Source organism: Leeuwenhoekiella palythoae, assembly GCF_900130045.1.
GTDB lineage: Bacteria > Bacteroidota > Bacteroidia > Flavobacteriales > Flavobacteriaceae > Leeuwenhoekiella > Leeuwenhoekiella palythoae.
Window position 1 is genome coordinate 626,989 of record NZ_FQXT01000003.1, and the last position, 24,470, is coordinate 651,458.

19 protein-coding genes are annotated in these 24,470 nt (G+C 39.9%); 3 read left to right on the forward strand and 16 right to left on the reverse strand.

What is annotated here, in order from left to right; translation table 11 throughout:
* The 10 genes from BUA96_RS09920 to BUA96_RS09965 all read right to left on the reverse strand — a co-directional run bounded on the left by BUA96_RS09920 (position 1) and on the right by BUA96_RS09965 (position 16,011).
* Positions 1-1,227 (reverse strand): TolC family protein, encoded by a 1,227-nt coding sequence (locus BUA96_RS09920; protein WP_072982677.1) that lies wholly within the window; start codon positions 1,225-1,227, stop codon positions 1-3.
* Positions 1,224-4,961 carry an efflux RND transporter permease subunit gene (locus BUA96_RS09925; protein WP_072982889.1) on the reverse strand — a complete coding sequence of 1,246 codons (3,738 nt, stop codon included), beginning with the start codon at positions 4,959-4,961 and terminating at the stop codon, positions 1,224-1,226. Before BUA96_RS09925 ends, BUA96_RS09920 begins: the two co-directional genes overlap by 4 nt.
* A gap of 209 nt (positions 4,962-5,170) precedes the next feature.
* Positions 5,171-5,572, reverse strand: a complete 402-nt coding sequence (locus tag BUA96_RS09930; RefSeq protein ID WP_084673126.1) for an HYC_CC_PP family protein — start codon at positions 5,570-5,572, stop codon at positions 5,171-5,173.
* 67 nt (positions 5,573-5,639) lie between these two features.
* On the reverse strand, positions 5,640-6,008 hold the full coding sequence (locus tag BUA96_RS09935) for a response regulator (protein ID WP_072982680.1): 369 nt from the start codon (positions 6,006-6,008) through the stop codon (positions 5,640-5,642).
* A gap of 14 nt (positions 6,009-6,022) precedes the next feature.
* The gene (locus tag BUA96_RS09940; protein WP_072982682.1) at positions 6,023-6,763 is read right to left on the reverse strand and encodes an Hpt domain-containing protein; all 741 of its coding nucleotides are present in this window, start codon (positions 6,761-6,763) and stop codon (positions 6,023-6,025) included.
* A 39-nt stretch (positions 6,764-6,802) separates the two neighbouring features.
* On the reverse strand, positions 6,803-10,408 hold the full coding sequence (locus BUA96_RS09945) for a PAS domain S-box protein (RefSeq protein WP_072982683.1): 3,606 nt from the start codon (positions 10,406-10,408) through the stop codon (positions 6,803-6,805).
* A gap of 113 nt (positions 10,409-10,521) precedes the next feature.
* A complete protein-coding gene (locus BUA96_RS09950) occupies positions 10,522-11,769 on the reverse strand; it encodes an ATP-binding cassette domain-containing protein (RefSeq protein ID WP_072982685.1) in 1,248 nt (415 codons plus the stop codon).
* Positions 11,770-11,778: 9 nt separating this feature from the next.
* The gene (locus BUA96_RS09955) at positions 11,779-12,756 is read right to left on the reverse strand and encodes an NAD(P)H-quinone oxidoreductase (RefSeq protein ID WP_072982686.1); all 978 of its coding nucleotides are present in this window, start codon (positions 12,754-12,756) and stop codon (positions 11,779-11,781) included.
* 164 nt (positions 12,757-12,920) lie between these two features.
* Positions 12,921-14,327, reverse strand: a complete 1,407-nt coding sequence (gene lpdA, locus BUA96_RS09960) for a dihydrolipoyl dehydrogenase (RefSeq protein WP_072982688.1) — start codon at positions 14,325-14,327, stop codon at positions 12,921-12,923.
* A gap of 76 nt (positions 14,328-14,403) precedes the next feature.
* Positions 14,404-16,011, reverse strand: a complete 1,608-nt coding sequence (locus BUA96_RS09965; protein WP_128755676.1) for a hypothetical protein — start codon at positions 16,009-16,011, stop codon at positions 14,404-14,406.
* Positions 16,012-16,442: 431 nt separating this feature from the next.
* On the opposite strand from BUA96_RS09965, the gene BUA96_RS09970 reads away from it, so the two are divergent.
* Positions 16,443-17,183, forward strand: coding sequence for a hypothetical protein (locus BUA96_RS09970; RefSeq protein WP_072982691.1), 741 nt, complete (start codon positions 16,443-16,445; stop codon positions 17,181-17,183).
* A 296-nt stretch (positions 17,184-17,479) separates the two neighbouring features.
* Here BUA96_RS09970 and BUA96_RS09980 read toward each other — a convergent pair whose 3' ends face one another.
* The 6 genes from BUA96_RS09980 to BUA96_RS10005 all read right to left on the reverse strand — a co-directional run bounded on the left by BUA96_RS09980 (position 17,480) and on the right by BUA96_RS10005 (position 22,825).
* Positions 17,480-17,794 carry a hypothetical protein gene (locus BUA96_RS09980; RefSeq protein ID WP_128755677.1) on the reverse strand — a complete coding sequence of 105 codons (315 nt, stop codon included), beginning with the start codon at positions 17,792-17,794 and terminating at the stop codon, positions 17,480-17,482.
* Positions 17,795-18,107: 313 nt separating this feature from the next.
* Positions 18,108-18,689, reverse strand: coding sequence for a hypothetical protein (locus tag BUA96_RS09985; RefSeq protein WP_072982695.1), 582 nt, complete (start codon positions 18,687-18,689; stop codon positions 18,108-18,110).
* 191 nt (positions 18,690-18,880) lie between these two features.
* Positions 18,881-20,011, reverse strand: a complete 1,131-nt coding sequence (gene gapS4b / locus BUA96_RS09990; protein WP_072982697.1) for a GapS4b family protein — start codon at positions 20,009-20,011, stop codon at positions 18,881-18,883.
* 2 nt (positions 20,012-20,013) lie between these two features.
* Positions 20,014-20,958 (reverse strand): GapS4a family protein, encoded by a 945-nt coding sequence (gapS4a, locus tag BUA96_RS09995; protein WP_072982698.1) that lies wholly within the window; start codon positions 20,956-20,958, stop codon positions 20,014-20,016.
* A gap of 177 nt (positions 20,959-21,135) precedes the next feature.
* The gene (locus BUA96_RS10000) at positions 21,136-22,179 is read right to left on the reverse strand and encodes a hypothetical protein (RefSeq protein WP_072982700.1); all 1,044 of its coding nucleotides are present in this window, start codon (positions 22,177-22,179) and stop codon (positions 21,136-21,138) included.
* 241 nt (positions 22,180-22,420) lie between these two features.
* A complete protein-coding gene (locus BUA96_RS10005) occupies positions 22,421-22,825 on the reverse strand; it encodes a helix-turn-helix domain-containing protein (protein ID WP_072982702.1) in 405 nt (134 codons plus the stop codon).
* Positions 22,826-23,066: 241 nt separating this feature from the next.
* Here BUA96_RS10005 and BUA96_RS10010 point away from each other — a divergent pair, with 241 nt between their 5' ends.
* Positions 23,067-23,975: a hypothetical protein gene (locus tag BUA96_RS10010; RefSeq protein ID WP_072982704.1), complete on the forward strand. Its 909-nt coding sequence runs from the start codon at positions 23,067-23,069 to the stop codon at positions 23,973-23,975.
* The gene (locus tag BUA96_RS10015) at positions 23,935-24,270 is read left to right on the forward strand and encodes a hypothetical protein (protein WP_072982705.1); all 336 of its coding nucleotides are present in this window, start codon (positions 23,935-23,937) and stop codon (positions 24,268-24,270) included. The genes BUA96_RS10010 and BUA96_RS10015 overlap by 41 nt, the downstream gene beginning before the upstream one ends.
* Positions 24,271-24,470 lie beyond the last annotated feature (200 nt).

Genomic DNA, 24,470 nt, shown 5'->3' on the forward strand with positions numbered 1-24,470 from the left:
TTAGTTATTGGTTAAATAATTGATTAAAGCAGTCTGCTCATAAAAATCTTGAACAGCCTGTATTTGTTTACGTTGAAAGCTCAATTGCAATTCTTGAATATCAAGCACATCACTAAAGTCAATCGTACCGGTCTCATAACTTTTGAGTAAAATAGCTTCAGCATCTTGGGCTTGAGCAATGTTCTGTTGTTGTGCATTAAAGTTAATGCGCGCAGCATTTCTATACTGTTTAGCTTCTGCTAAAAGATTTTCTAAATACTTTAAGCGTTGCTCTTTTTCTGCTGTGATGCGCTGTTGCCGAAGCTCATTTTGACGGGTAACCGACTTATATTTTGAATTGAAAATGGGCACCGAAACCGATACCATTGGCATCACGATATCTTTGCCGTTATCTGCAGGAAATAGATCTGTTCGCTCGCTGACCGGAATGTAATCAAGTCCCACACCCCATTTAGGAGCCGACTCTTGCTGGTTCAGTAATTCGGCCTGGGTGATACTTTTATACAGCGCATCATATTTCAGCAGCTCCGGATTGGTTTCAAGCGCTTCCGTTGAATCGCTAGTTTCTAATTGCGGAATCGTCAAACTATCCACTAGTTGTATCGGAGTATCCTGAGCCACGTTTAAGATGTTTTTAAACTGAACAGCTACAGCGCGTTTACGTTCGTCTAAAATGGCGAGTTGTGCGTTGAGTTCGTTTTGACGCATTTCTAGCTTGAGTACATCTACCACCGAAGCTTCAGCCACCTCAACCGCATTTAGTGCAAGTTCTTTAAAACGGTCTAATAAGTCTAGATTTTGCTGCACTACTTGTTCTTCTGCATGGATGCCATAAAGTTGGTAATAACTTTGTGCCACCTCAAGGCTAAGCTTTCGCTTTGCGATCACATATTCCAGATATTCATTGTCTGCTAAAGCATTTTGATATCCCTGCCGCTTAGCGATGGTACCAAACCATGGCAACATTTGCTTAACCGAAAAGCGCGCGCGCTGAGCTCCTACTCGGGTTTCAGGAGTTTCAACAAAATATCCAACACCAAATTCAGTATCCGGTAAGCTATTCACTTCATTTACCTGTTCTTGGGCCAAGTCATATCGTAATGCATAGGCTTGAAGCGCGGGGTTTTGAGCTTCTGCTTGTGCGATATATGCACTTAAATCCTGAGCGGGCGCAACAACTGTTGTGCCCAGTAGGATTATGCTTGCTATGATTATTTTATTTTTCATGAGTTCAAGGCTATTTCTTTTTTCCAACTATATAACACCGGCACAATAAAGTACGAGGTGACATCAATGATCATCCCGCCAAATATGGGGATCGCCATTGGGATCATGATGTCACTACCTCTTCCGGTTGATGTGAGTACCGGCAACAACGCTAAAATTGTGGTCACCGTGGTCATCAAACACGGCCTGATGCGCTTGTTAGCAGCACGTAGCGTAGCTTGCCGAATTCCCTCCCGATCAGAAGGATTCGCTTTACTAAAAGTCTGCGTTAAGTAGGTGGCCATCACGACGCCATCATCGGTAGCGATCCCAAAGAGCGCGATAAATCCAACCCAAACCGCAACGCTCAGGTTTATGGTTTTCATATGGAACAAATCTCTTAGATTCGCTCCAAAAATTTCAAAATTCAAAAACCACGCTTGACCATACAGCCAAAGCATTATAAAGCCTCCGGCAAATGCCACTGCGATCCCTGTAAAGACCATAAATGAAGTGCTCACCGATTTAAACTGAAAGTAAAGAATTAAGAAAATGATGAGCAATGCCATGGGCACCACAACGGTCAAGGTCTTCTCCGCACGCAACTGATTCTCATACGTTCCTGTAAATTGATAGTTGATGCCCTGCGGAACCACCAACTCTCCGGAGTCTATCTTAGACTGAAGCACTGCTTGTGCCTGTTCTACCACATCAACTTCAGCATAAGCATCTAGCTTATCAAACAAAACATACCCCACTAAAAAAGTGTCTTCACTTTTAATGACTTGCGGTCCCTGCTCGTAGCGTATTTCCACCAGTTCATTGAGTGGCACCGGATTTCCCGTCGCCACCGGAACATAAATATTTTTAAGATCCTCAGGATGTTCCCGAAGCGCTCTAGGATAACGCACCCGCACCGAATACCGCTCGCGACCTTCTACAGTTTGAGTGATGGGCATTCCGCCTACGGCAACTTCAAGCACTTGCTGCACATCTGCAATCGAAATACCATAACGCGCAAGCCGGTCGCGTTTAATATCTATAAGCAAATAGGGTTTTCCCACGATTCGATCGGCAAAAACCGCTTCGGCTTTTACGCCTTCAACTTGTTTTAAATGCTTTTCCAGCTGAAAGCCAAACGCTTCGATCTGCTGTAAATTCTGACCTTTGATCTTAATTCCCATAGGTGCACGCATCCCTGTTTGCAGCATTACTAAACGGGTTTCTATAGGCTGAAGTTTTGGTGCCGAAGTAACTCCGGGAAGTTGCGTTACGCGCGCGATCTCCTTCCAGATTGCGTCAGGAGATTGAATCTCTGGACGCCAGTTGCGATAGTACGCACCCGCTTCATCTTCTATTAAATCCTCAGCAGTCACCGGAAATTTCATACTCATTTCAGGTGCAACCGCTCCGGTCTGCATATTGGGATTATACGCTTTGCTACCATCATGTAGCAAAAAATAACCTTGCTCATCCACCTTGTACCGTTGCTTACTTCCGGCTGCGTTCAACATATATTCTGGTTTGTACTGAATAATATTCTCATACATTGACAAAGGCGCGGGGTCAAGTGCAGACTCAGCTCTTCCTGCTTTGCCGACGACCGTTTCTATTTCGGGAATACTCGCCACAGCCATATCGAGTTGCTGCAACACCCGTTTATTTTCTTCCACACCTGCGTGAGGTAGCGAAGTAGGCATCAGCAAGAAAGTTCCTTCGTTGAGTGCCGGCATAAACTCCTTACCCATTTTTGAATAGATCCACGCGCCACTGATCAACAGGGTCGCCGGCAGGGTTAGAAACAAGAGTCGGTTTGCTAAAGCCCATCTTAAAATACGGTCATAAAACCGCCGTAAAACCCAGAACAGGCCAAAAAATGATGTACAAATCAGGGTTACGAACACGAGGTTTATAAAAATGCTTCGGTTGAAACCTAAAGGCCTCCAATAGGTTGCCAACAAAAAAACGATCGCTACAACGGTAATTATGATCTCAGCATGTTTAAGGTTTTGAAACGGAAGTTCTTTCGCTTTGCGTAAAAAGTAAAGCGTTCCAAAAGCGATCAATACAAGTCCCAGCCAAACACCGTAAAACACTGCGGCGCTTCCTGTAAGCATGAGAAGTGCATAAACTAGGTTTTGTGTCGTAGATTTAAATTTTCGTTTCCTAAAAATTAAAGCTGCAAAAGGCGGAATCAAGAAAAGTGCGATGATTAGTGACGCGGTTAATGCTGCTGTTTTAGTAAACGCCAAGGGGCGGAACAATTTACCCTCTGCACCCATCAATGTAAACACCGGAATAAAACTTATAATGGTAGTGAGCACAGCGGTAACAATAGCGCCCGAAACTTCTGCCGTGGCATTATAGATCAGGGTGTTGTATGACAGTTTTGAGTCATTTTTATCAGCCTCTTCAAGGTGCCGAATCATATTTTCGGTAAGAATTACCCCTACGTCTACCATCGTCCCGATTGCGATTGCGATCCCGGAGAGCGCAACAATATTTGCATCAACCTCAAAAAGCTTCATAGCGATAAAAACCATAAAGACCGCCACGGGAAGCAATCCGGAAATTAACAGGGAAGCCCTTAAGTTAAAAAGCATTACGACGATCACAAGAATGGTAATCAGGATTTCCATGGTGAGGGCTTCATCAAGTGTGCCCAAAGTCTCATGAATTAACTGGGTACGATCGTAAAATGGTACAATGGTAAGCTGAGAGATTCTGCCATCAGCTAAAGTTTTAGAGGGTAAGCCCGCGCTAAGTTCCTTGATCTGTGCCTTTACATTGGTGATGACCTCCATAGGATTAGCACCGTAGCGCGCCACTACTACTCCGCCTACCACCTCAGCGCCTTCTTTATCTAAAATTCCGCGGCGTGGTGCCGGCCCCATATGAACGCGAGCTACATCTTTTATACGGATCGACGTATAAGCTTCTGAGGTCACTACGGCATTTTCGATATCTTCAAGAGACTTGATATAACCTAAACCCCGCACCAGATACTCTGCTTTATTGATCTCTAGGGTTTGGGCGCCAATCTCTTCATTACTCGACTTCACCGCCTTGACCAGTGCATCAAGACTTATATTGTATTGTTTTAGCAGTTCTGGGTTTACATCAATCTGATATTCCTGTACATATCCTCCTATTGATGCCACCTCAGCAACACCACCAGCCGAAGCTAGACTGTATTTCACATAATAATCCTGAATGCTGCGCAGTTCTTGTAAATCCCAGCCGCCAGTGACGTTTCCGTCTGCATCGCGCCCTTCAAGGGTGTACCAAAAGATTTGTCCTAAACCGGTAGCATCAGGTCCCAAAGACGGATTAACCCCTTCCGGCAGAAGATTTGCAGGAAGTGAATTGAGCTTTTCAAGAATGCGGCTTCGGCTCCAGTAAAATTCGATATCTTCTTCAAAAATGAGATATATACTCGAAAAACCAAACATGGAAGAACTTCGGATGGTTTTTACTCCGGGAATTCCTAAAAGCGCAGAAGTTAAAGGATATGTGATTTGATCTTCAATATCCTGCGGCGAGCGCCCTTGCCATTTGGTAAAAACAATTTGCTGATTTTCCCCAAGATCAGGAATTGCATCAACCGCAACCGGAGCTCTCGGAATTCCCGCAATTTCTGAAACACCATCCCAATTGAAGGGTGCCGTGGCTATCCCCCAACCCAAAAAGAGGGCCAAGAGTAAAAAAGCGACTAGCTTATTTTCGACAAAAAATTTAATGCTTTTGTTGAGCATAAAAATGAAGGTATTGTGTGAACGTAAATGATTCCAGGCAAACCTGTGAGGCACTCGCAACAAATACATTTTAAATTACCGTAGCCTTTAGTACATAGCTTTTTAAGGTCACGCCATTAAAATGTATCTGTTAATAACTGAAGTACAGCAGTTTTTTCGCGAATGCGAAAACCTTAAAGTTTAGACGAAGAATGTCTAAACAATACCTATCAAATCAAGTAAACCTCGTCTAAGGTCTGAATGTCCCTGACGAGTTGAGGAGGTGTATACGCAAAGAAGTCTGTTGAAGCGGTGGTTTGTGGGGCCAAGAGCGCCGCATAAGCATAGCAGAAGGTGGTTACAAAAAGCTGTTGCTCTAAAGAAAACGAACTAAAACTAGGCTTCAATTCGTTCTGGCCGGCTGCAGAAAACGTTTTGTCTTGACAGCACGACTTTTGAATGACTTGTTGCTCACAGTCAGTGTTACCTAAAGAACTAGCCATCTGATCCATTCCGCAAGAACTGGCTTTGTTGATCACCGTGTAATCAACTAAAGTTTCGCCACAATAATGCATATTTATAGTAAATGACATTGTGGTACACACGACCACGAATGCCAGAACTAGTGCCATTATTTGTTTTGCTACCTGCTTCATCTTGAATAGCAAAGGTATAAAATTAATAGCAAATGTACAGCAGTCAATTTTTTTGTTGTAACGCTTTATTTATACTTTGTAACAAATCAGAAGGTTTAAAGGGCTTAGAGATGTAATCAAAAGCTCCCATAAGAAAGGTATGGGTCACTATATTCTCTTCAATTATGGAAGATAACACGATGATAGGGAGGGTAGGAAATTCGGTTTTAGACCATTTAATGACGTTCATCCCTGATGTGAAGGGCAATAATAGGTCGATAATCACTAAGTGGAAGGTGTTGCTTTTCAGCTGCTCAATGGCTGTAGTCCCATCAGCACATACACAAGTAGTATATCCGGCTTGTTCTAAACTGAGCACAATAGCTTCGGCTACCTGTTGATTGTCTTCGACTATTAGGATACGTTTTCTCACTGTACAGGTGTTTTTTAATTGTTACATTTCTTTCCATTTAATAGTTCCGGAAAATCTTGTAGAAGCGCGTATTCAATAGTTTCGTGTTCTTTTTTTAAGGCCTTGACAAGTGATGGGAGTTCCTGAGGTTGTGCGTAATGAGCGATGGTATCGCATAAGTTTGCTGCCCGTTTGCTTTGTAACATTTCATAAGACGGCTTAATTGCATGCGCGTATTGACAAACTGCTTCTAACCGATTTTCTTCAAAACTTTCAACTAAAGCATGAACTTGAGCGGGTACGGAAGTTAAAAAGATTTTTAAACTTTCCTGTATAAAGGTATCATCTCCATCGGCCAACTCCATAAGATAATCAAGATTATATGCTTGTGATGATGGGTTCTTTATTATTGCATCAAGCATGAGTAACTCCTTAATAAACTGAATATCTGCATTTCGATACGGCCTGGTAATAATTTTTTGAACGCGCAGCTTGTCCAGTCCACTATGGATGTGATTAGCTACGACAATTACCGGAGCTGAAAATCCTATTTGATCTTTTAAATAATTTAAGGTTTGTACAGCCCCTAAGGGTTTGGCAGCTTCTTCGAGCACTAAAAGTTCTGGTATACCGTTTTGTTTGATATATTGAATGGCTCCCATACCAGAAGTAAATGCCGTAACCTCCACTTCACTTTTCGCAAACTGCGCCTTAAATTGAAGTTGTGCATTTAAATCTGCTTCTACAAGAATTACACGTTTTTTTGTTGTATTCAATTTTTCAAAAAAATTTAATCTTAAAAAGAAATACTTGGTTTAAATCAAATGTATACTTTTCTTTTTAACTAATCCTTTAAGTACAGATTGAACATCGTCCATCACCAGAGGTTTTGAAATATAATCGTCCATACCATACGCCAAGCAGCGCTCCCGCTCCCCTTTTAAAGCACGAGCGGTTAACGCAATAATTGGTACGCGCTCTTCTTTAGACTCTAATGCTCTGATTTGTTGTGTAGCTTCGTAACCACTTAAAACCGGCATTTGAATATCCATAAAGATGATATCAATGTGATTCTTTTTAAAGGCTGCTACAGCCTGCTCGCCATTTTCTACTTCTATAAGCTGAGCCTTATCCAAGAGTTTATTTAGAATGGTACGCGCTAAAAATTTATTTACAGGATTATCCTCAGCGATCAAAATGTTCAAAGCAGCAGATTTTATCGCTTGGAGCTGCAAAGCATCGTTGTAAACAGTAGGTTTGTTTTGGGTAAGGTTATCTATAGTTTCGTAAAGTGTGTTTCGTATAACAGGCTTTACTAGATGCCCTGAAATCTCTAATAATCTTATTTGTTTATTGATCTTACTATCCTCGGCGGAACTATGCAACAGAATAATTGGCAGTTCTTTCTGCGAAATATGAAGATCCTGTCGCACATGTTTAATAAGATCTAACCCATTCAAATAGGGCATATTGAAGTCAATTAGTGCCAAATCAAAATTAGGACCTTGCTCAAGCACCTCTATTGCATCAATTCCATTGGCCGCTTGAAAAACTTTCATATCTCTTGACTCCAACATTTCTGTAAGTATCAAACGATTATTTTTGTTATCATCAACTATCAAAACGTTGTGCACGCTTACAAGTTGCAAGGAGGCTTTTTTAATTCCTGCGCCTTTAGCGAAGGTTACTGTAAAAGAAAAGGTAGTTCCTACGCCCAACTCACTATCAACTTGCAACGAACTATTCATTAACGCCAGCAGCCTATTGCTAATAGTTAATCCCAGTCCTGTACCTCCATATTTTCTAGTGGTTGATCTGTCGCCTTGGTCAAAGGCACTGAAAATATGCTCTATGTTGTGAGGGGCTATTCCAATGCCAGTGTCACGCAGGGAAAAGGTATACACCACTTCATCATCCTTTTGTAAAGAATTATGGGCTTCCACTTTCAGCTCAATCTCTCCCCGATGTGTAAATTTTACCGCATTACTAAGTAAGTTGATTAGAATTTGTCGCAGTCGTAATCCATCGCCAATAATATATTGATTGATTGCATTGGGTAAATTTAAAAGCACCTCCAAGCCTTTTTGGTGGGCTTGGTTTTTGATCATCTCTACCGAACGTGCACATAACTCCGCAATATTAATGCGCTCTTGATTAAGACTTAGCTTACCGGCTTCAATTTTTGAAAAATCGAGAATATCATTAATTAAATCTAAAAGCGATATGGCCGATGAATATATAGTCTCTAGATACTTCGCTTGACTTTCAGAAAGTTGTGATTTCAAAAGAATATCTGCGAAACCTATAACTCCATTGAGCGGTGTACGAATTTCGTGACTCATATTGGCCAAAAATTCCGATTTAAATTTGTTGGCTGTTTCCGCTCGTTCTTTAGCAGTAATCAAGGATTGCTCCATACGCTTTAGAGCCGAAATATCAGTGGCTATTTTTAAGTAGCCTTTAACAGCCCCATCTTCATTTTTGACCGGAGTCACAATGAGTTGAACTGGCAAAAGTTTAGTATTTTTTTTAAGCAGATTCCATTCTTCTGAGGTTATAATCCCTTTATTTAATTTAAAGGTAAACACCTCTTCCGCTGATATCTCTTCCCCATATTCCTCGCTTAACAATGCCGTATACGTTAAGAGCTCTTGTTGCAGGAAAAACAATTCGTGATACTTATGCCCGATGACTTCATCTGCTTTGTATCCCAAAAGGTTTTCAGCTCCTTTATTAAACCTTTTAATACGATGGTTCCGGTCGGTTTCCACAATGATGATCTGAGATGTCGCTTCTAGTAAAGCTTGATGATCTAGTAAACTTTCTTCTAAAGCTCTTTTATCAGCCTTAGATTCGGTTAGATCAACAACTTGTCCTATAATAGAATAAATGTTTCCTTCACGATCATAAAGCGCAGATACGGTTAGCACACACTCAACTATGCTCCCATTTTTATGTATATAGCGTTTATCTACTTGATAGGTAGAAATATCTTTAGCTACCAGTTTTTTAAGAAGCTCCTGATCCTTAAACAGATCTTCAGGATGTGTGAAATCGGCAAAGGTTAATTGTAAAAACTCTTCCTTGGTGTAGCCGATAATTTCAGCCAAATTTTTATTGATATTCTTCCAATTTCCCTCAAGATCTACAAGAGCCATTCCATTAGGAGAGTATTCAAAAATACGTTTAAAGCGATAGGCATGTTCTAAGGCATTGCGTTCTAGTTTTTTCTTTTTGGTAATATCCTCTACCTGAGTTATGATTAAGCTATTTTCAGAATTTATTTCTTTTACTAAAGAGCAGGTAATATTACACCATAAACTTCGGCCTGATGTATGCCAGAATTCAGCCTCAAAATTGTAACTATCTATTTCTCCTGTGAGTAATCGATCGCGCTCTAATAAAGCTTTAGCTAAATATTCTTTTTTTATTACATTTTTGATGGTATACGATTTAACCTCTTCGGCAGTGAGTTTGGTTAAACCAAAAATTTCTTTAGCAACTGCATTGGTTTGCTGTATCGTATTGGATCCATCAATTAATATAATTCCCAATGCAGAATTTTCAAAAACCTTTTGAAAACGCTGTTCTGTAGTAATGATAGATTGCTCCTGTTGCTTTTGCTGTGTAATATCCTGAAACGCACCATATACCCGCACACAAGTATCGTTTTTGAATTCAGCTTTCATAAAAGCACGAACCCATTTTTCCTGACCTGTGGCCGTAATTATTATATACTCTCCATCATTAGAAATGCCTTGCTCCACACATTTATCAAAGGCCTCCATAATACGATCTCTACTCCACCCTTCTTTATAGAAGGCTATAGCAGTTTCCAATTGAGGAAAATAATCTGTTGGCACATCATGTATCGCTTTAGTAACATTAGTCCACTTTACGGTTTTTGAAGCTATATCGACCTCCCAACCACCTACCAGAGCCAATCTATTAGTTTCTTCATAGATCTCATTAAATTTTTGTAACTCACGGATCTTATCGCAATCTAGCTTTGGAGCTTTTCTGCCCTCCTCTTCATTAAAAAAGCGAATAAGGAGATGCCTCTGACCATTAGAATCGGTATGCCGCAAATGTTGTCCGGTTATTCGCTGCTTCGCTCCTTTACTATTTCTAAAATAAAAATCATGATTAGCTTGATCAACGCTTGTTTGCCTAATTGTAGTGAGCAGTTGCAAACTTTCCTGAGGTATTACATACTCCCATAAATCTATCGGAGCGTGGACTGTTGAAGAGGTGTAACCCATTGCCGCCCAAAAGGAAGGGCTCACAAAGTAGTCAGCTTGAGTATGAAGTTCTGAATAAAAAAATCCTAGGCTAGGTTGACTGTGTAGCCATTCGGAAAGTTCATAACTTTCTGAACATAATTTATGAAACTTCTGCGCTAACGCGGTATTTGTAATCATTTGAACTGAGTTGGGAAGATCTAATGCACAAAAATTACGCGCATTCGTCCTGCATTAAAAATACGGGAATTAAGCACACCAAAATGCAGATTTTTAAAATTACTTATATAATTTTATGAACTTCTAATTTTTGCAGTATATCCGGCAAAATCACAATCATCTTGTACAAGTAACAACTCATTGAATAGTTCTAAACCAACTTCCTCTTTATGGGAAACATAAAGCACACTGGTACTACCGGAAGCTGCAATCTTATTGATTAAGGAAACGATCAAAGCCGCTCCGGTCTCGTTTAGTGCGGCAGTGGGTTCATCTAAGATCAATAACGGCGGATGTTTTATCATCGCCCTGGCGATTAAAATCAGTCGTTTTTGAACTTCGTTTAACGTTCTAAAACGGGCTCCGCTCAACTGTTTTAACCCTAGGAGTACCAACCATTCTTCGGCACGCGCTTGTTCTAAGGTTGTGGGTTTTTGATACAAACCAACGCTATCATACAATCCCGAAATGATCATACTTTGCACATCGTGCATACCGTCAAAACGCTCCGTCATTGCCGAAGTGAAATAGCCTATTTTCTGTTTGATTTCCCAAACCGTTTCTCCACTTCCTTTTTTCCTTCCAAAAAGGTATAATTCTTTGCCATAACCTTTGGTACTGTCACCGGTTACCATAGACAGCAAGGTAGTTTTACCGGCTCCGTTAGGACCTTTTAAATGCCATGAGCTCCCGCGCTTAACCGTCCAAGTGATATCCTTCAACACAGGCTTTTCATCAAAAGAAACGGAAACATTTCTAAATGAAATAAGTTCGTCTGGCACATTCTTAAAAGCCTCTAATGGCTCCGGAAGTTTTTGTTCGTGATTTATGGAAACCGAAGTATGCTGTTCTGTAATTAAATCTACCTTTACAAATTGGCCCTCTTGATACGTTAAGCCTACCGTGCAACACGGAAGCACCTCATCGCTTCTGCGAAAAAGCTGAAGCAATACGGTGCTTTTAGCTAATTCTTGTAATTCTTTTTTTAATGATGCCACGCGTTGTATATCAAGAGCATCAAAAGGATTGTCTAATATTAGAAAGTCGGGATTCTGCGCAAGTTGGTACGCGAGCAACAAGCGTTTACGTTCTCCGCTGGATTTTGTTTTTAGAAGGTCTCCATCTTTGGTCAGTATGGAATTACCGTGACGGTATTCCTCGTCTAAATACGCATCGAGTGTGTGATTAGAAAACACCAAACCAAATGGCCCCGCTTCTTCTTTCAGCCACGCTTGATCTTTTAATTCTTTAAGTTGTTGTTTACTTAAGGGTGCGTTAGAAGTATCTATCGCATAATGAGTTTGTTTATTAGTATGGGGCATCGCAATATTTTAATGCTGGGGTTCTAGAATAATTTTGCCTATGTGGTCACTGTCTTCCATAAGTTGATGGGCTTGAGCAGCCTCTTCAAGAGGGTACACACGATACACTTCTGGTTTAATTTCGCCTGAAGCTAGTAATGGCCAAACAGTCTGCGCAACCTCTTCTGCAATCTGTTTCTTGACGGAAATAGACTGTGGTTTTAATAAGCTCCCGGTTATTATGAGTTGTTTGCTCATCACCGTCCATAAATTGATGGTAGGCGTTAAGCTTTTCATTCCGTTGATATGCACAAGCCGACCATTTTTCTGAAGTATATTCAGGTTTTTCTGGGTGTAATCACCGCCAACCATATCTAGAATCACATCGATTTTCTCTTCGCTAAAAGCTTGTTCAAAGTCCGTTTCCTTATAATTAATCACCTTGGCCAAGGCGTGTTTCTCAATAAAATGCACTTTCTCCTGAGTTCCCACAGTGGTATACGTTTGTAAACCTAAAGCTTTGGCGATTTGCAATCCCATAACTCCAATGCCGCTGGTGCCGCCGTGAATGAGTAAACCTTCGCCTTTTACCGCTTTGGCCTGCTGAAACACATTAAACCAAACTGTAAAAATCACTTCAGGAAGTGCTGCTGCTTCTACAAAACTCAGGCCTTTAGGTATTGGAAGACATAAACGAGCATCAACGTGAATGTGCGTCGCATAGCCACCACCGGCAACCAAAGCGCAAACCGCATCACCAATTTTAAAATTTTCAACCGAAGCACCTACTGCGGTAATAGTCCCTGAAACCTCTAATCCCGGAATTTGCGCTTTAGGGGTATCACCGCCATACGCATCAGGATTCTGACGGGTAAGAATATCACTGCGGTTGACGCCAGAAGCTTTTACCGCAATACGCACCTCATTAGGTTCTAGTACAGGAAGCTCCAAATCTTGCAGCTGCAAAACATCGGGGCCACCGGCTTGAGTTATATAAATCGCTTTCATAGTTTTTAAGTAAACTTGAGTGACCTCTTTAAGGTATTTGTTGAGATCAAATTTTTAATTTGGAGGCATCCCTAAAGCTTTCGGGACGGAGTAGTAAACCCTTTGGCGGTGCCAATAAAAAAACCCTTTTCAGTTGAAAAGGGTTTTAATGAATTCTAATAGTATTAGATATGTAATGCTCTATCTTCAGTAGCAGCGAGCGCCGCTTCTTTTACTGCTTCGGCATACGTAGGATGTGCGTGCGACATAATCGCTATATCTTCGGCACTAGCACGGAATTCCATAGCCGTTACACCTTCAGCAATCAAATCGGCTACACGAGCGCCCACCATGTGAACCCCAAGCACCTCATCGGTTTCTTTATCTGCAAGAATTTTTACAAAACCATCAATATCACCAGAAGCTCTAGAACGTCCTAAAGCACGCATAGGGAATTGACCAGATTTATAAGCCGTACCAGTTTCTTTCAATTGCTCTTCAGTTTTACCTACCGAAGCAACTTCAGGCCAAGTGTATACCACTCCCGGAATCAAATTATAATCGATATGCGGTTTTTGACCAGCTAATGTTTCCGCAACAAATACGCCTTCTTCTTCCGCCTTATGTGCTAGCATAGCGCCACGCACGACATCACCGATCGCATAAATATTAGCTACAGAAGTCTGCAAGTGTTCGTTGACTTCCACTCGACCACGATCGTCGGTTTTAAGACCAACCGCGTCAAGATTCAACCCGTCTGTATAGGCTTTACGTCCCACAGAAACCAAGACATAATCCCCTTTAAATTCTACTTCTTTGTCTTTTTTATCGGTCGCTTTTACGATCACCTCGTCACCATTGCGCTCTACAGCGCTCACCTTATGTGAAGTATTGATCGTCATTTTTGACTTCTTAAGCACTTTGGTCAATTCTTTACTTTGCGCGCCATCCATCGTTGGGATGATGCGATCTAAATATTCAACCACAGTTACTTCAGAACCTAAGCGTTTATAAACTTGGCCCAATTCAAGACCGATTACACCACCGCCAATAACGATAAGATGTTTCGGTATTTCTTTAAGTTTTAAGGCTTCGGTTGACGTTATGATACGCTCCTTATCGATTTCAATAAATGGAAGACTTGCAGGTTTACTTCCGGTCGCGATGATGGTATATTTTGCTTCGATCTCCACATCATCCCCTTCCGCTACTGCGATATGAATATGGGTTTTATCCTTAAAACTACCCACCCCTTGATAGGTATCGATCTTGTTCTTGCTCATCAAAAACTCGATTCCCTTAGTAGTTTGCTCCACCACGGAAGCTTTACGCCCCATCATTTTTTCTAAATTGATCTTTACCTCGCCCGGGATCTCGATCCCGTGCTCTTCAAAATGCTTAACCGCATCCTCATAATGGTGCGAAGAATCTAACAAGGCTTTAGATGGAATACAACCTACATTTAGGCAGGTACCGCCCATAGTTGCATATTTCTCAATGATTGCTGTTTTAAGACCCAACTGGGCGCAGCGAATGGCAGCCACATAACCTCCGGGACCGGAACCAATGACCGCAACGTCGTATGTACTCATAATACTGATTTCTGTTTAAGAAGTATAAAGGTACGACCTAACAAGAAATAATCTAAAAATTTAAGCAATAATTGAATTATTGCAGTCTTTTTATTTTCATCCAGCATTGAGCCGGATCTGCGTTAATGCTACCGGTGTAACTTGTAATTATAAAATCAATAGCCGCAGTGGTATCAGAAACGCGTATGATGGCTTCTTGTTTATGAGGACTAACATTGGCACTGTAAGTTACCGGTGCAGCTAAACCTCCTATACTTTGAGAAGACACAGAGCCATTAACTCTCATATTCCATTCTACCATACCATTATCAGTCAAAAATATATTGGATTCAATTTCATATATTCCTTGAGGAAGGGTCAATGTCGTACCATTATAAGAAGCTCCTGGTATAGCACTAAATAGCTCGTTGCTATAGTTTATTAGAAAATCTGACCCTGAACTCGTGTAAATAATATTGTTTCGAAGCATCGCTTGAGAACTAGGCGGTGTTTGCCAACCTGCATTACCATTGGCATCGGAGGTAAGTACTCTTCCGTTACCTTGAGTACCATCTACAATTTTTACATTCCCCGAAATATCTAGTCTGGCTTGTGGATCAGAGACTCCAACCCCCATATATCCTTGATTATCTATGGTAACTACCTCTGCTTGATTTGTAGTTCCTGATGGAGTGGTGGTGATTACAAATTTAGATGGAGTACTGCCATTAGTAGGTGTTCCATCTATATACAAACGCATTCCACCTATTTCGCGTACAGCGACACCATCATGAGTTTTGAAGATCATGGAACCGATTTCTTGGTTTGTACCGGTAGGTCCAGGTGCCTCTAAAGACCCTCCTGTGTTATAAAAAATTAGGTTAGGAGGGTTATTGCTTGCGCTAGTAAATTGCATATCGTTATCCCCTGCTCTTTTAATCTCAATATGTTCTATAGGATCATTAGTTCCAATCCCTACTTTGCCATCATTTCTAATAACCATACGATCTACAGTTGAGGTAGCTCCAGAGGGTGTGGTCGCAAATTTGATCTTCCCTGCACTAGATGAAGAGGAGGTGGCTCCGTCTGCTTGAAAGTAGATTTCTGCACTCGGTTTAAAGGCATAGGTAGAGGCATTGATTAGACCTTGACCTCTCAAACCTCCTATACGTGTATTATCAGGTAATAGCGCTGGAGATTCAAGTGTTCCTAAAGCGCGAAAAAGATCAAGATCTAAATCATCATCTAATCCATCAATAAATCTTAAGAATAAAACATCGCGAGAGTTCTCTGTAGAAACATGTAAGGCACCCAGCGGGTTGTTGGTTCCTATCCCTACCTGGCCTAAAGTATAAATAGTAGCTGTATTTGAGGTTGCAGGTTGTTGATCTGCGGCATCATACCAAGGCTCTACTGTTGAATTTATGGGCACCCAAGCCGATGCGTCCTGATCCCAATAATGAAAACCCTTACCATAAGACCCGTATGCTGCAATCAAATATACTAATTGCCCGTCCTCTGAACCACTAACGCTTAAATCGTTAATTCGAGGTATAAGAATTCCATCGGTGGCGGTAGCTGCACCTAAATGATTGGTTGCACGAACATCTAAAGTAGCTTCTGGTGAAGTTGTCCCAATTCCTATTTGTGCATGAATAGAAAAAGATAAAATAAGAAAAGATAATGCAAGTATTTGTTGTTTCATATCATATAATTGAGGCCTTGCAAAAGTACTTGTTAAAAGTACTTGCATTACCCCTTAACAGCTATTTAACACAAGTACAAAGCATTCGTTATGAATGTGCATTTCAGCCTTGTTTATTTATTTTTCAACGATTTAATAGGTTTATACGACTGTCATTAAGGGAAAATCAAAGGAGCTGAAGGTGGAGCATTTTTGCCATTAAGACCTAGGTTAGCGCAGCAATTCACTTGTACCCTTTAACCAAATTTTATAAATTATTGATTATCAATGTTATAAATAACCCTTTTTGGAGATATAGCTGTATCTTAGTTCAATATAATGCTCCCACAGTGAGTCCACACTCACCCCACACTAAATCCACACTTTCCCACACTTATTGTGGGTCAGTATGGGAGTATTGGGGGAGCATTATCAACTCAAGTGTAAAGATTATGGCGTATTTAGATTCTAAACTGGGTATTGTAGGCCGTGTAGGCCCACTCGTATTTCGAAATGTTAACGGAAAAACCATCGTACAGGCCAAGCCAGAAAAAACGGGCAAATTCCCAGCGGGACGTTCGCGGCAAACGGCGACCGATTTTGGGAAGGCCTCCCAAACCACCAGTGCTTTGGTGCGAGGATTACGACCTTTTATTGGCACCCATTATGACCCACAATTTTTTAACCGGTTTCGCAAAGCGGTGTATCAGGGGATGAAAATGAACGATAGCTTGCCTCAGGGCCGTCTGGATTTGTGGCAGGGAGAACCCACCGTATTGGAAGGGCTAGAAACTGACCTTAAACATCAGTTTCCGCAGTACGTACAGCTGCCCGGCTTGCAGTTGAGCCTTGAAGCAGGAACTCTGAATATCAACATACCTGAATTTAAAGCCAACAATAATCTCCTCTATTGGCCTTCAACGGCCGCCGAGGCCGAACTCTGCTACTGGGTGAGCGTCTATGATTCGAAGACGTACCGGCTTTTAAGTTACGAACTCTTTCAAGTCCCTATCCCACACAAATCGCGAAGCATCCCTGCTAGCCGTTTTACCGCTACGGCACTGCCGCCCGAAGCTTTGGTTTTGGTCACGACGGGGGTGCTGTATTATACTGCAGCCATGCGTTTGGGCAAAGTAGGTATGAATTCAAAAGCCTTTAATCCAATGCAGGTGCTGAAGGTGTTTAAGACGTGATCTTTTTAAGTTTAAATTTAATGACCTCCCTTACAGTCGGAGGGAGGTTTAACGGCCTTAGTTTTTAAATTATAAAACATATGGCAAGGTGTTTTACGTTGCCATATCATGTTTTAATCATTTTCTTTACTCGCGTGATTTCTATTTCACGGGAGCTCGTAAACCTCAAACATCAAAAGTTCTTAAGTTAGAAGAAGAAGTACTACCTGCACGCGATGCAATCGCGCGCGAACAGTGGTTTTTTAGTAGCGTCAAATGTCCAAGACTTGCGGGAGCGGAACCTTAGTCTTTTCTCTTTATTTCATGAATAATTTCAGTTCAATTTCCTCACGGGCTGATCGCTCAATTGGCCTCAATTTTTCATACTCATCTAAATAGCCAAAGAAGTAAAGTCGTTCGTTTAACGTCATTCCTTGTGTTATTCTTTTAATCGAATCTTTTAGTCTCCAAAATTCAGTTTCGAACGTGTCTTCATCTGAATTTTTTGGAAATGACCAACCGAAATTTCGTCCTTGCTGATTTAGCCATTCTATAAGTTGTCTGTAGTCTTCTGGTCGCTGACGGTCAATTATGTGTAAAATCGTATTGGCTTTATCTAAATAAGTGTTCACGTTCTGGGGTCGGACTCCTTCTTCACCAATGTTCTCTATGTTGCAAACATATGACTTCAAACTATTCGCTATGTCTTGATGGTAGGTCATTTTACATTAAGCATAATAATACAAAACATATGGTTATCGATACTGTCACTTCGAGTGCCGGACGAGGTCTGCGACCGAGACCGGTGTATCGAGAAGCTTTCTTAGTTGAGAACTTTTTTGTTTACCTGCACCACAAGTCAAAGACTTGCGGGAGCGGGGGGTCCATACTGTGTTCCCATTATGCAACGGGACAGGATGTACCGGCCGCATGAACACTTAGTTATTAGCAACTGTATTTTATAAATTCCTCAATTCCATTTTCAGAATGTAAATCGAAAGATTGGCATTTGTACCAGTCGATAGCCAGAAAATTATAAGTCTCTACAAATTCAGAAAGTCCTTTTTTGAATTTACTTTCCAGTTCTTCGTTTTCTATGCGGCCAGTAGTCCAAATATATTTTAGTTTTCCATGCGCTTCGTCCAGTAAAATAGCGAACTTATTTGAGCCAAATCCAAACGGAACTTTTTCTCCAGTTAAATGTCCAACATTCTGATAAACCACTTCTTTAATTCTCTGCATTCCATTTTTCTCAAAAATTTCCGCAACAGATTTAAAGTCAATTTTTTTATCAATCGTCTTGATCGGTATTTCACCGATTACGGTTATATCCGTAAATCCATAACCGTCAAAATGTTCTTTTCCAAATTCGTTGATTCTATGCGACTCCTTGTTGATGAATTCCAAATTGTCTTTTGGAAGTAATTCAATCATTAAATAGTCATCTTCCCACATATGCAATACGTTAGCAAACTCATATGGCTTTTGCTCTTTTGGTTTAATTTCGAATAGTTTTCGCAGGTTCATTCTCAAATTGTTGCTAACGGCAGTAGGCTACAAAACTACCTGTTTATGTTATAACAGTAGTTGAAGTGCAAGCGATATGCAACAATGAATTGTTCCGCTCGATCTCCAAGCTTCGGGAGGCTTATTTGAGTAAGTAGTATTATGTTTTACAGTCTTGTGCAATGGCTATTGTTACCTGTAGTACTTACTCCCTATTTTTTATATTTCTCGAATTGTTCCAATTTTTGGTTTTCAATTATTTTAGAAATATTCTTATGTAACTCACTAATGTTTGCAAATTCTTTGACCTTTCTATCAACGTTAATTACTATATCAAACTGGAATTCAGCGTTTGTATTTTGTTTAAGTAAATAAGCTGGAAAAGAATATTCGATTATGCAGTTTCCTTCAATCCCATTAAAAATGAATTTATATTTAAGAGAAATTGACGAGAAAATGATTTTTTCGTGATAGTCATTTTTGGTAATAAATATATGCTCTTGTAGCTCCTTTCCATTTATTTTTAGTTTATCAATTCCCGAAATAAACTCTTTAATTTCTTGCGGCGTATCAATATCAGGGTCAATATGAACGTTTAAGTCTGTTATCTCTACAAATTCCAAATGCCTGCTTAGAGCTGGTGAAGTAAAACTGTATAAGAATTGTATCCTATTTTGATTAGTAAAATCCTTAAATAAAATTCTTACAAAATCAACTTCTTCTTTTACGATATTGACATTTTTAAAATGGCCTTTTAAGTTTCGCAAAACCATCTCATTAATATCGTTCGTTTCTTTTGATGTATAACTTTTCGTAAGTACCAAGCTAATTTCATTATTAGCTTTTTTCTCAATTGTTATTACTGCTTTGTGGGTTGTTTTGGTGTTTACCCAATCTTTTGTTCTGTTTTCACGCTCAATTTCATATTCGAGCTGGATACTTTTTTTGTCTTTGCTAGAATAAGTGAATTGTGGATTGGCTTTAACCTTGTAATTTGGTTTATAGACAATATTTTCTTTGATTATTTTATTTATTGAGAAATTTGGAGGAATTATATCTAACAATGGTTTATCGGTTTGACAAGGAAGAGTTAACGTGTTTACTTTAAACTTTTCTTCCTTTGTTTTTTGATTTTCCACTAATCTCAAAAACTCTTTCGGGCTCAAAATTGAATTCATTAAAAGCGGAACAGACTTATTTTTATCGTTTTCATCTATAAATATTCCTTTACTGCTAAGTAAGTCTCTTAGATGTTTCCCTGTCAAAAACGATTGTGAAATCATTGCCCTAAGTTGGTCACCAATCGGTAATATTTCTTTAATCTGATCTTTTTCTACTCCCATAATTATAAATTTCTGAAATCAAAATCGTGTCTCACAACTTCAATTTGGTTTTTGTAAGATAAATTTTCAATTTGAGCCAGTACACTTGTAACAATATCTTGATGTTCTAATTTGTTATAGTCTGGAAAACTTATCAGAGTTTTTGAAGTTGCCTCCAAATGGTTGAATTCTTTTGAAAGCGCAATTAGTCGCAATAAATCGTTTTTCTCAAAATTGTCTCTTGAGCCTATTACTAAAATAACATCATCGCTTTTTGTTAATCGAATTGGTATAATGTCAGAACATATATATTGAAGAGGCATTTTTTTTCCAAAACTCAAATTTTGAGTAATTGCATTATTCATACCGGTCTTATGATAAACGAAGTCAAAATTGTCTTCGCCGAAGATATTCTTTATGGGTTGAATGAGATTGAACAGAAAGTTCATTCTCGCATTATCAACAACAATAATCTTGTCATAAACCAATTCGTTCCCTGAAAATGTTGAATTGGCGATTTCAGGTAGAATATTATATTCTTTATGTTCGTCGTTATTCGATAACCAAAATAAAAGACCTGAAACCGACGTGTCCGAAACATCTGAAATTGAAGAATTAATACTTTGATAAACTTCGGAATTACTAAAGCATTTCATAGTATATGCCAATTCTATAAACCAATCTTTAAATTTATCTTTCAAGTTGGTTGGATATTTGTCCGCTGTATACTTGACAGATACAAGCTCAATCTCCAATAATTCTTCAACAAGTGGACAAGTATATGAGACTAGCCCATCTATTCCATGTGTTAATCTTTTTTTTGCTTGTTCTTTTTTATGCTGTTCACTAAAACTGCAAGGAATTTCAATTCCTGTTCTATATATGTCCTTAAAACCTATTAGCTCCTCAAAAAAATATTTGACAATATTCTCTCCTTGTTCTCCAATTTTTTTTGACCATTCTCCCATTTATTTTCTTGATTTTTTATTGTTCAAAGTTTTTCTCAGCATTAAGGGTAACGGCCCGGCTATGCGTGGTGCGGGATTAAATACCACAACTCTTTAAGCCTACCGATATGTTTGTTTACGTTCATTTACCTCCAATTTAGCACTAAAAATCTCATTAAGTATAACCAATGTAGCGCTTTAGTGCTTTTTATCCTTGTTTAAATCCAATGCCATTTTTATAAAATCGGCAAGGCTTTTTCCTAAAATTGCCATTCCTGCATCGTGAGGATTTTCCAATTTATATCTTCCTTTAGCAGAACCATTTAAAGCATAGTCAAATCCGTCAATTGTCACTGTACACCAATGTTTTTGTCTGCTCTCAATAATAATTTCCTCTGCATAAAAAGGCCAATCTCCTTCGTACTCCTTTTTCCTTATTTTCTTCGATTTATAATCCGGGTTTACTTTTCGTTGAACTTCATCAATTACAGTTCGCTTATGTACTTTTTTAGGGGTTTCTTTATATCTTGTGGTTTGACTTCTGTAGTCTTTTTTACCAAAGTCCTTATCGTAAAGCATGCCAAAATCAAAAGCAGTTATCGCTGATAATTGTATTCCTTTTTGACCTAAACATTTGAAAATAAATTGCCTTGATAAAGCAGAAACAAACTTTTCAAATACTACTATGATGTGATTAGTTATTTTTTGATAAACCTCTTGACTTAAATTAAAGTCCATAAGTTTATCATAGTCATTTTTATTGAGAATCGTGTTTTCAAATTCTTGCCACAGTTTCTTTGTATTTACTCCAATCTTCTTGTTATCAGTAATTAAGTCAAAATTGTGATATCTTGATAATTTTCCAAATTCCGACAGAATATATAGGAGTCTCTTTAAATCTGAATCATTTTGAATAAAATCATTATCCAAGTCAAATTGCGGTCTGTTAAAATCTATATAATAATTTTCAACTATTTCATTGAGCAACTTCTCCAAATCGTGTCCGAGATTTTTTAGGTATTTAAAGTTTGGAAGTTTACCGTGTTTATGAAAGTGACCTAAACAAATGTAGGCCTTCATAAATCTCTCAAATCCTTGAGATAAAAGTTGAAAAGGAAGAAAGTAGAAATCGTTATCGAGATTAATATTTTGCAGTTCTCCTAAACCTAACTTTATCAACTTGTCAGAAGTTTCAAACTCCTCTAGAATTGCAAAATATTTTATGTTCTCAATCTCTGCCATTCTATTTTTTCAGCATTAACTCCAACTTGTTATATCAAAGCTAAATATATTAATATCCCCTCAAAATTTATAGGATATCAATACCTTATAGTTAATTTTTTAAATGTAACCATTTGTCTTTAAACTAGTTTACAGAATTCTGTAAAAGCCCATAACAGTATCGTAAGTTCTAAAAAAAGAACAAAAAAAACCTCAAACACTAAAGCCTGAGGTTTCATCTAATTATTATAAAAAATGCAGTTTACTTCTTTTTAAGCAATTCCTCCAAATAACTCACTTTATCCTTTTCCGCCTGTACCAAACGTTCATACAATTCCACAATTTTTTCGACTGTGTTAAAAGTAGGTTGATAATTAAGTGAACTTGCTATTAATGATGAATTATCATTACTCGTATTATGATATGTGTTTGATATGATATTAAAGATTGCCTCTTCAGAAAAATTCTCAATCCCTTCCTTGGTTACCCCCAACACCTTAGCCACTTCCTCCAGCTTGCTGTCTTCCAGGCTTTCGCTTTGCTCCATATGCGACACGCTTTGCTGGCTGATGCCGAGTTCGTGCGCCAAGGCTTCCTGCTTCATCCCGCGCAGTTCGCGAATGCGGGCGATCTTTCTACCGATGTGATTGGGTTTGGTTGTGGTCATAGTCTCAAAAATAAGAATTCTTTAGTTAACCTGTCGGGTATATATACGGGTAAACTACCAGCCGTAAAGCGTAAGTTACCAAGCATACGGGTAGGATACGCAAGGCGAGCATATTACTTTTAATGCATAACACAAACCTGTATTGCCAAAAGCTATTCAAAAGTAAGACTTTTTCTCTTTAATAGGTGCTCTACCGCCCTAATCTAAAGGGATTTTAGGCAATTCGTTAAAACCCGGGATTATGAACACTGCATTTACCCCAGATTCTAAGCTCCACGACCTTATCCGCCTCCTCTGCTCCCTGAGTCGGGTACATACGGTCTATTTGATGCGGCAGGTAAGCACAAACCGCACCCAAACGTATACGGGCGGCTTAAGTATCTCGATTAAACCTGAAACGCGGGAGGTACTCAGCCTGCTAGTGATCAGTCACGAGGAGGTAGCCGACCCTATGCACATACAGCACAGCCTATTGAATAAGACGCAGGGCCGCTATGAAGTCTTTAGCATACACCTTACGCTACGAGAAGCCAACAGTCGTATCCACTGGGGCAGTGCTTTTTTAAACCGGGTGCTCCGGGAATGCCTACTGCTGTACCGGGAAGACCAGCGGCTGGAGCTTCCATCAGGCTACCTGCAGCATCCGCAGGTGTATATCCGTATCGCAAACCACTGGAACACTCGCCTACAACGCGCCAGGTATTTTGAAACGAAGGCGGTAGACTGTGAAGACCCTCAAAGCAATTACGGGAAATACCTCTTGCTCCAACAGGCGGTGCAACAGGCCTGTCTAGGCCTCATCTATGTGTTCTGGGAGTACCAGCCGTCCTGCTTTGCGCTTCCTTACCTGTTGCACCTGTGCGAACACTTTTGCGATCTGCCCCAAATCCTCTATCCCAAACGCTCTTTCCGCTCCCATCAGGTTTATACGCTGTTGTGTCATGCATCTTACAACCTGCACGAGAAAACGGGAAGGGATACTATAGATACTGATGCCTACAAAGCGGAACAGCTTACCTACCGGTTTATCAAAGCGGCGCGTCAACGGGCGGAGGAGAAACTCCGCGAATTAAAGAAACTACACCATACACCTTCTAAAACAAGCTCCTATGAAAAAGAAACAGATACGGGAACGGCTGAATGCACTTAGAGCCCAAAAGCTGGTACACCTGACGCCCAAAACCGGAAGAACCGGGCGCTATTATGAAGGCACCTACCGGGTGAGCAGTTACAGCGACCTGATGTTTTTAGTAACCAACCTGATTAAAGTATCCGTCCTGGCTTTAGAAAAAAATGAGGGGGTCGCCGCGCAGGAACTACCGGATCCGCAATACAATGTGCTGCAAGTACTGCTTCATGCGTTACAATTAATCCCTGTAGAAGAGCTGGAACTTATAGATGACCTTGCACAATTGCTTGAAGAGGTAAATGGAGATGAACTGTAATGGGATTCTGGGTTTATGAGATTTGAACCTGAACTAGAAAGCATAAAGACATCCCTTCAAACCTCCCTTCAAAGGGAGGCTTCAAGTTTAGCGAAAACACTCCCTTCCTTTGGGGATCAGCCAAATATAGGAAAGTCAATGATGATGGGATTAGACTCGATGGTCGAAATGACCAATTGGTAAAAAAGCTGCTAGTTAAT

Coding starts and splice junctions, on each gene's coding strand:
- BUA96_RS09920 (WP_072982677.1), bottom strand. CDS start 1,227: ATGAAAAATAAAATAATCATAGCAAGCATAATCCTACTGGGCACAACA.
- BUA96_RS09925 (WP_072982889.1), bottom strand. CDS start 4,961: ATGCTCAACAAAAGCATTAAATTTTTTGTCGAAAATAAGCTAGTCGCT.
- BUA96_RS09930 (WP_084673126.1), bottom strand. CDS start 5,572: ATGGCACTAGTTCTGGCATTCGTGGTCGTGTGTACCACAATGTCATTT.
- BUA96_RS09945 (WP_072982683.1), bottom strand. CDS start 10,408: ATGATTACAAATACCGCGTTAGCGCAGAAGTTTCATAAATTATGTTCA.
- BUA96_RS09950 (WP_072982685.1), bottom strand. CDS start 11,769: ATGCCCCATACTAATAAACAAACTCATTATGCGATAGATACTTCTAAC.
- BUA96_RS09955 (WP_072982686.1), bottom strand. CDS start 12,756: ATGAAAGCGATTTATATAACTCAAGCCGGTGGCCCCGATGTTTTGCAG.
- lpdA (WP_072982688.1), bottom strand. CDS start 14,327: ATGAGTACATACGACGTTGCGGTCATTGGTTCCGGTCCCGGAGGTTAT.
- BUA96_RS09965 (WP_128755676.1), bottom strand. CDS start 16,011: ATGAAACAACAAATACTTGCATTATCTTTTCTTATTTTATCTTTTTCT.
- BUA96_RS09970 (WP_072982691.1), top strand. CDS start 16,443: ATGGCGTATTTAGATTCTAAACTGGGTATTGTAGGCCGTGTAGGCCCA.
- BUA96_RS09985 (WP_072982695.1), bottom strand. CDS start 18,689: ATGAACCTGCGAAAACTATTCGAAATTAAACCAAAAGAGCAAAAGCCA.
- gapS4b (WP_072982697.1), bottom strand. CDS start 20,011: ATGGGAGTAGAAAAAGATCAGATTAAAGAAATATTACCGATTGGTGAC.
- gapS4a (WP_072982698.1), bottom strand. CDS start 20,958: ATGGGAGAATGGTCAAAAAAAATTGGAGAACAAGGAGAGAATATTGTC.
- BUA96_RS10000 (WP_072982700.1), bottom strand. CDS start 22,179: ATGGCAGAGATTGAGAACATAAAATATTTTGCAATTCTAGAGGAGTTT.
- BUA96_RS10005 (WP_072982702.1), bottom strand. CDS start 22,825: ATGACCACAACCAAACCCAATCACATCGGTAGAAAGATCGCCCGCATT.
- BUA96_RS10010 (WP_072982704.1), top strand. CDS start 23,067: ATGAACACTGCATTTACCCCAGATTCTAAGCTCCACGACCTTATCCGC.
- BUA96_RS10015 (WP_072982705.1), top strand. CDS start 23,935: ATGAAAAAGAAACAGATACGGGAACGGCTGAATGCACTTAGAGCCCAA.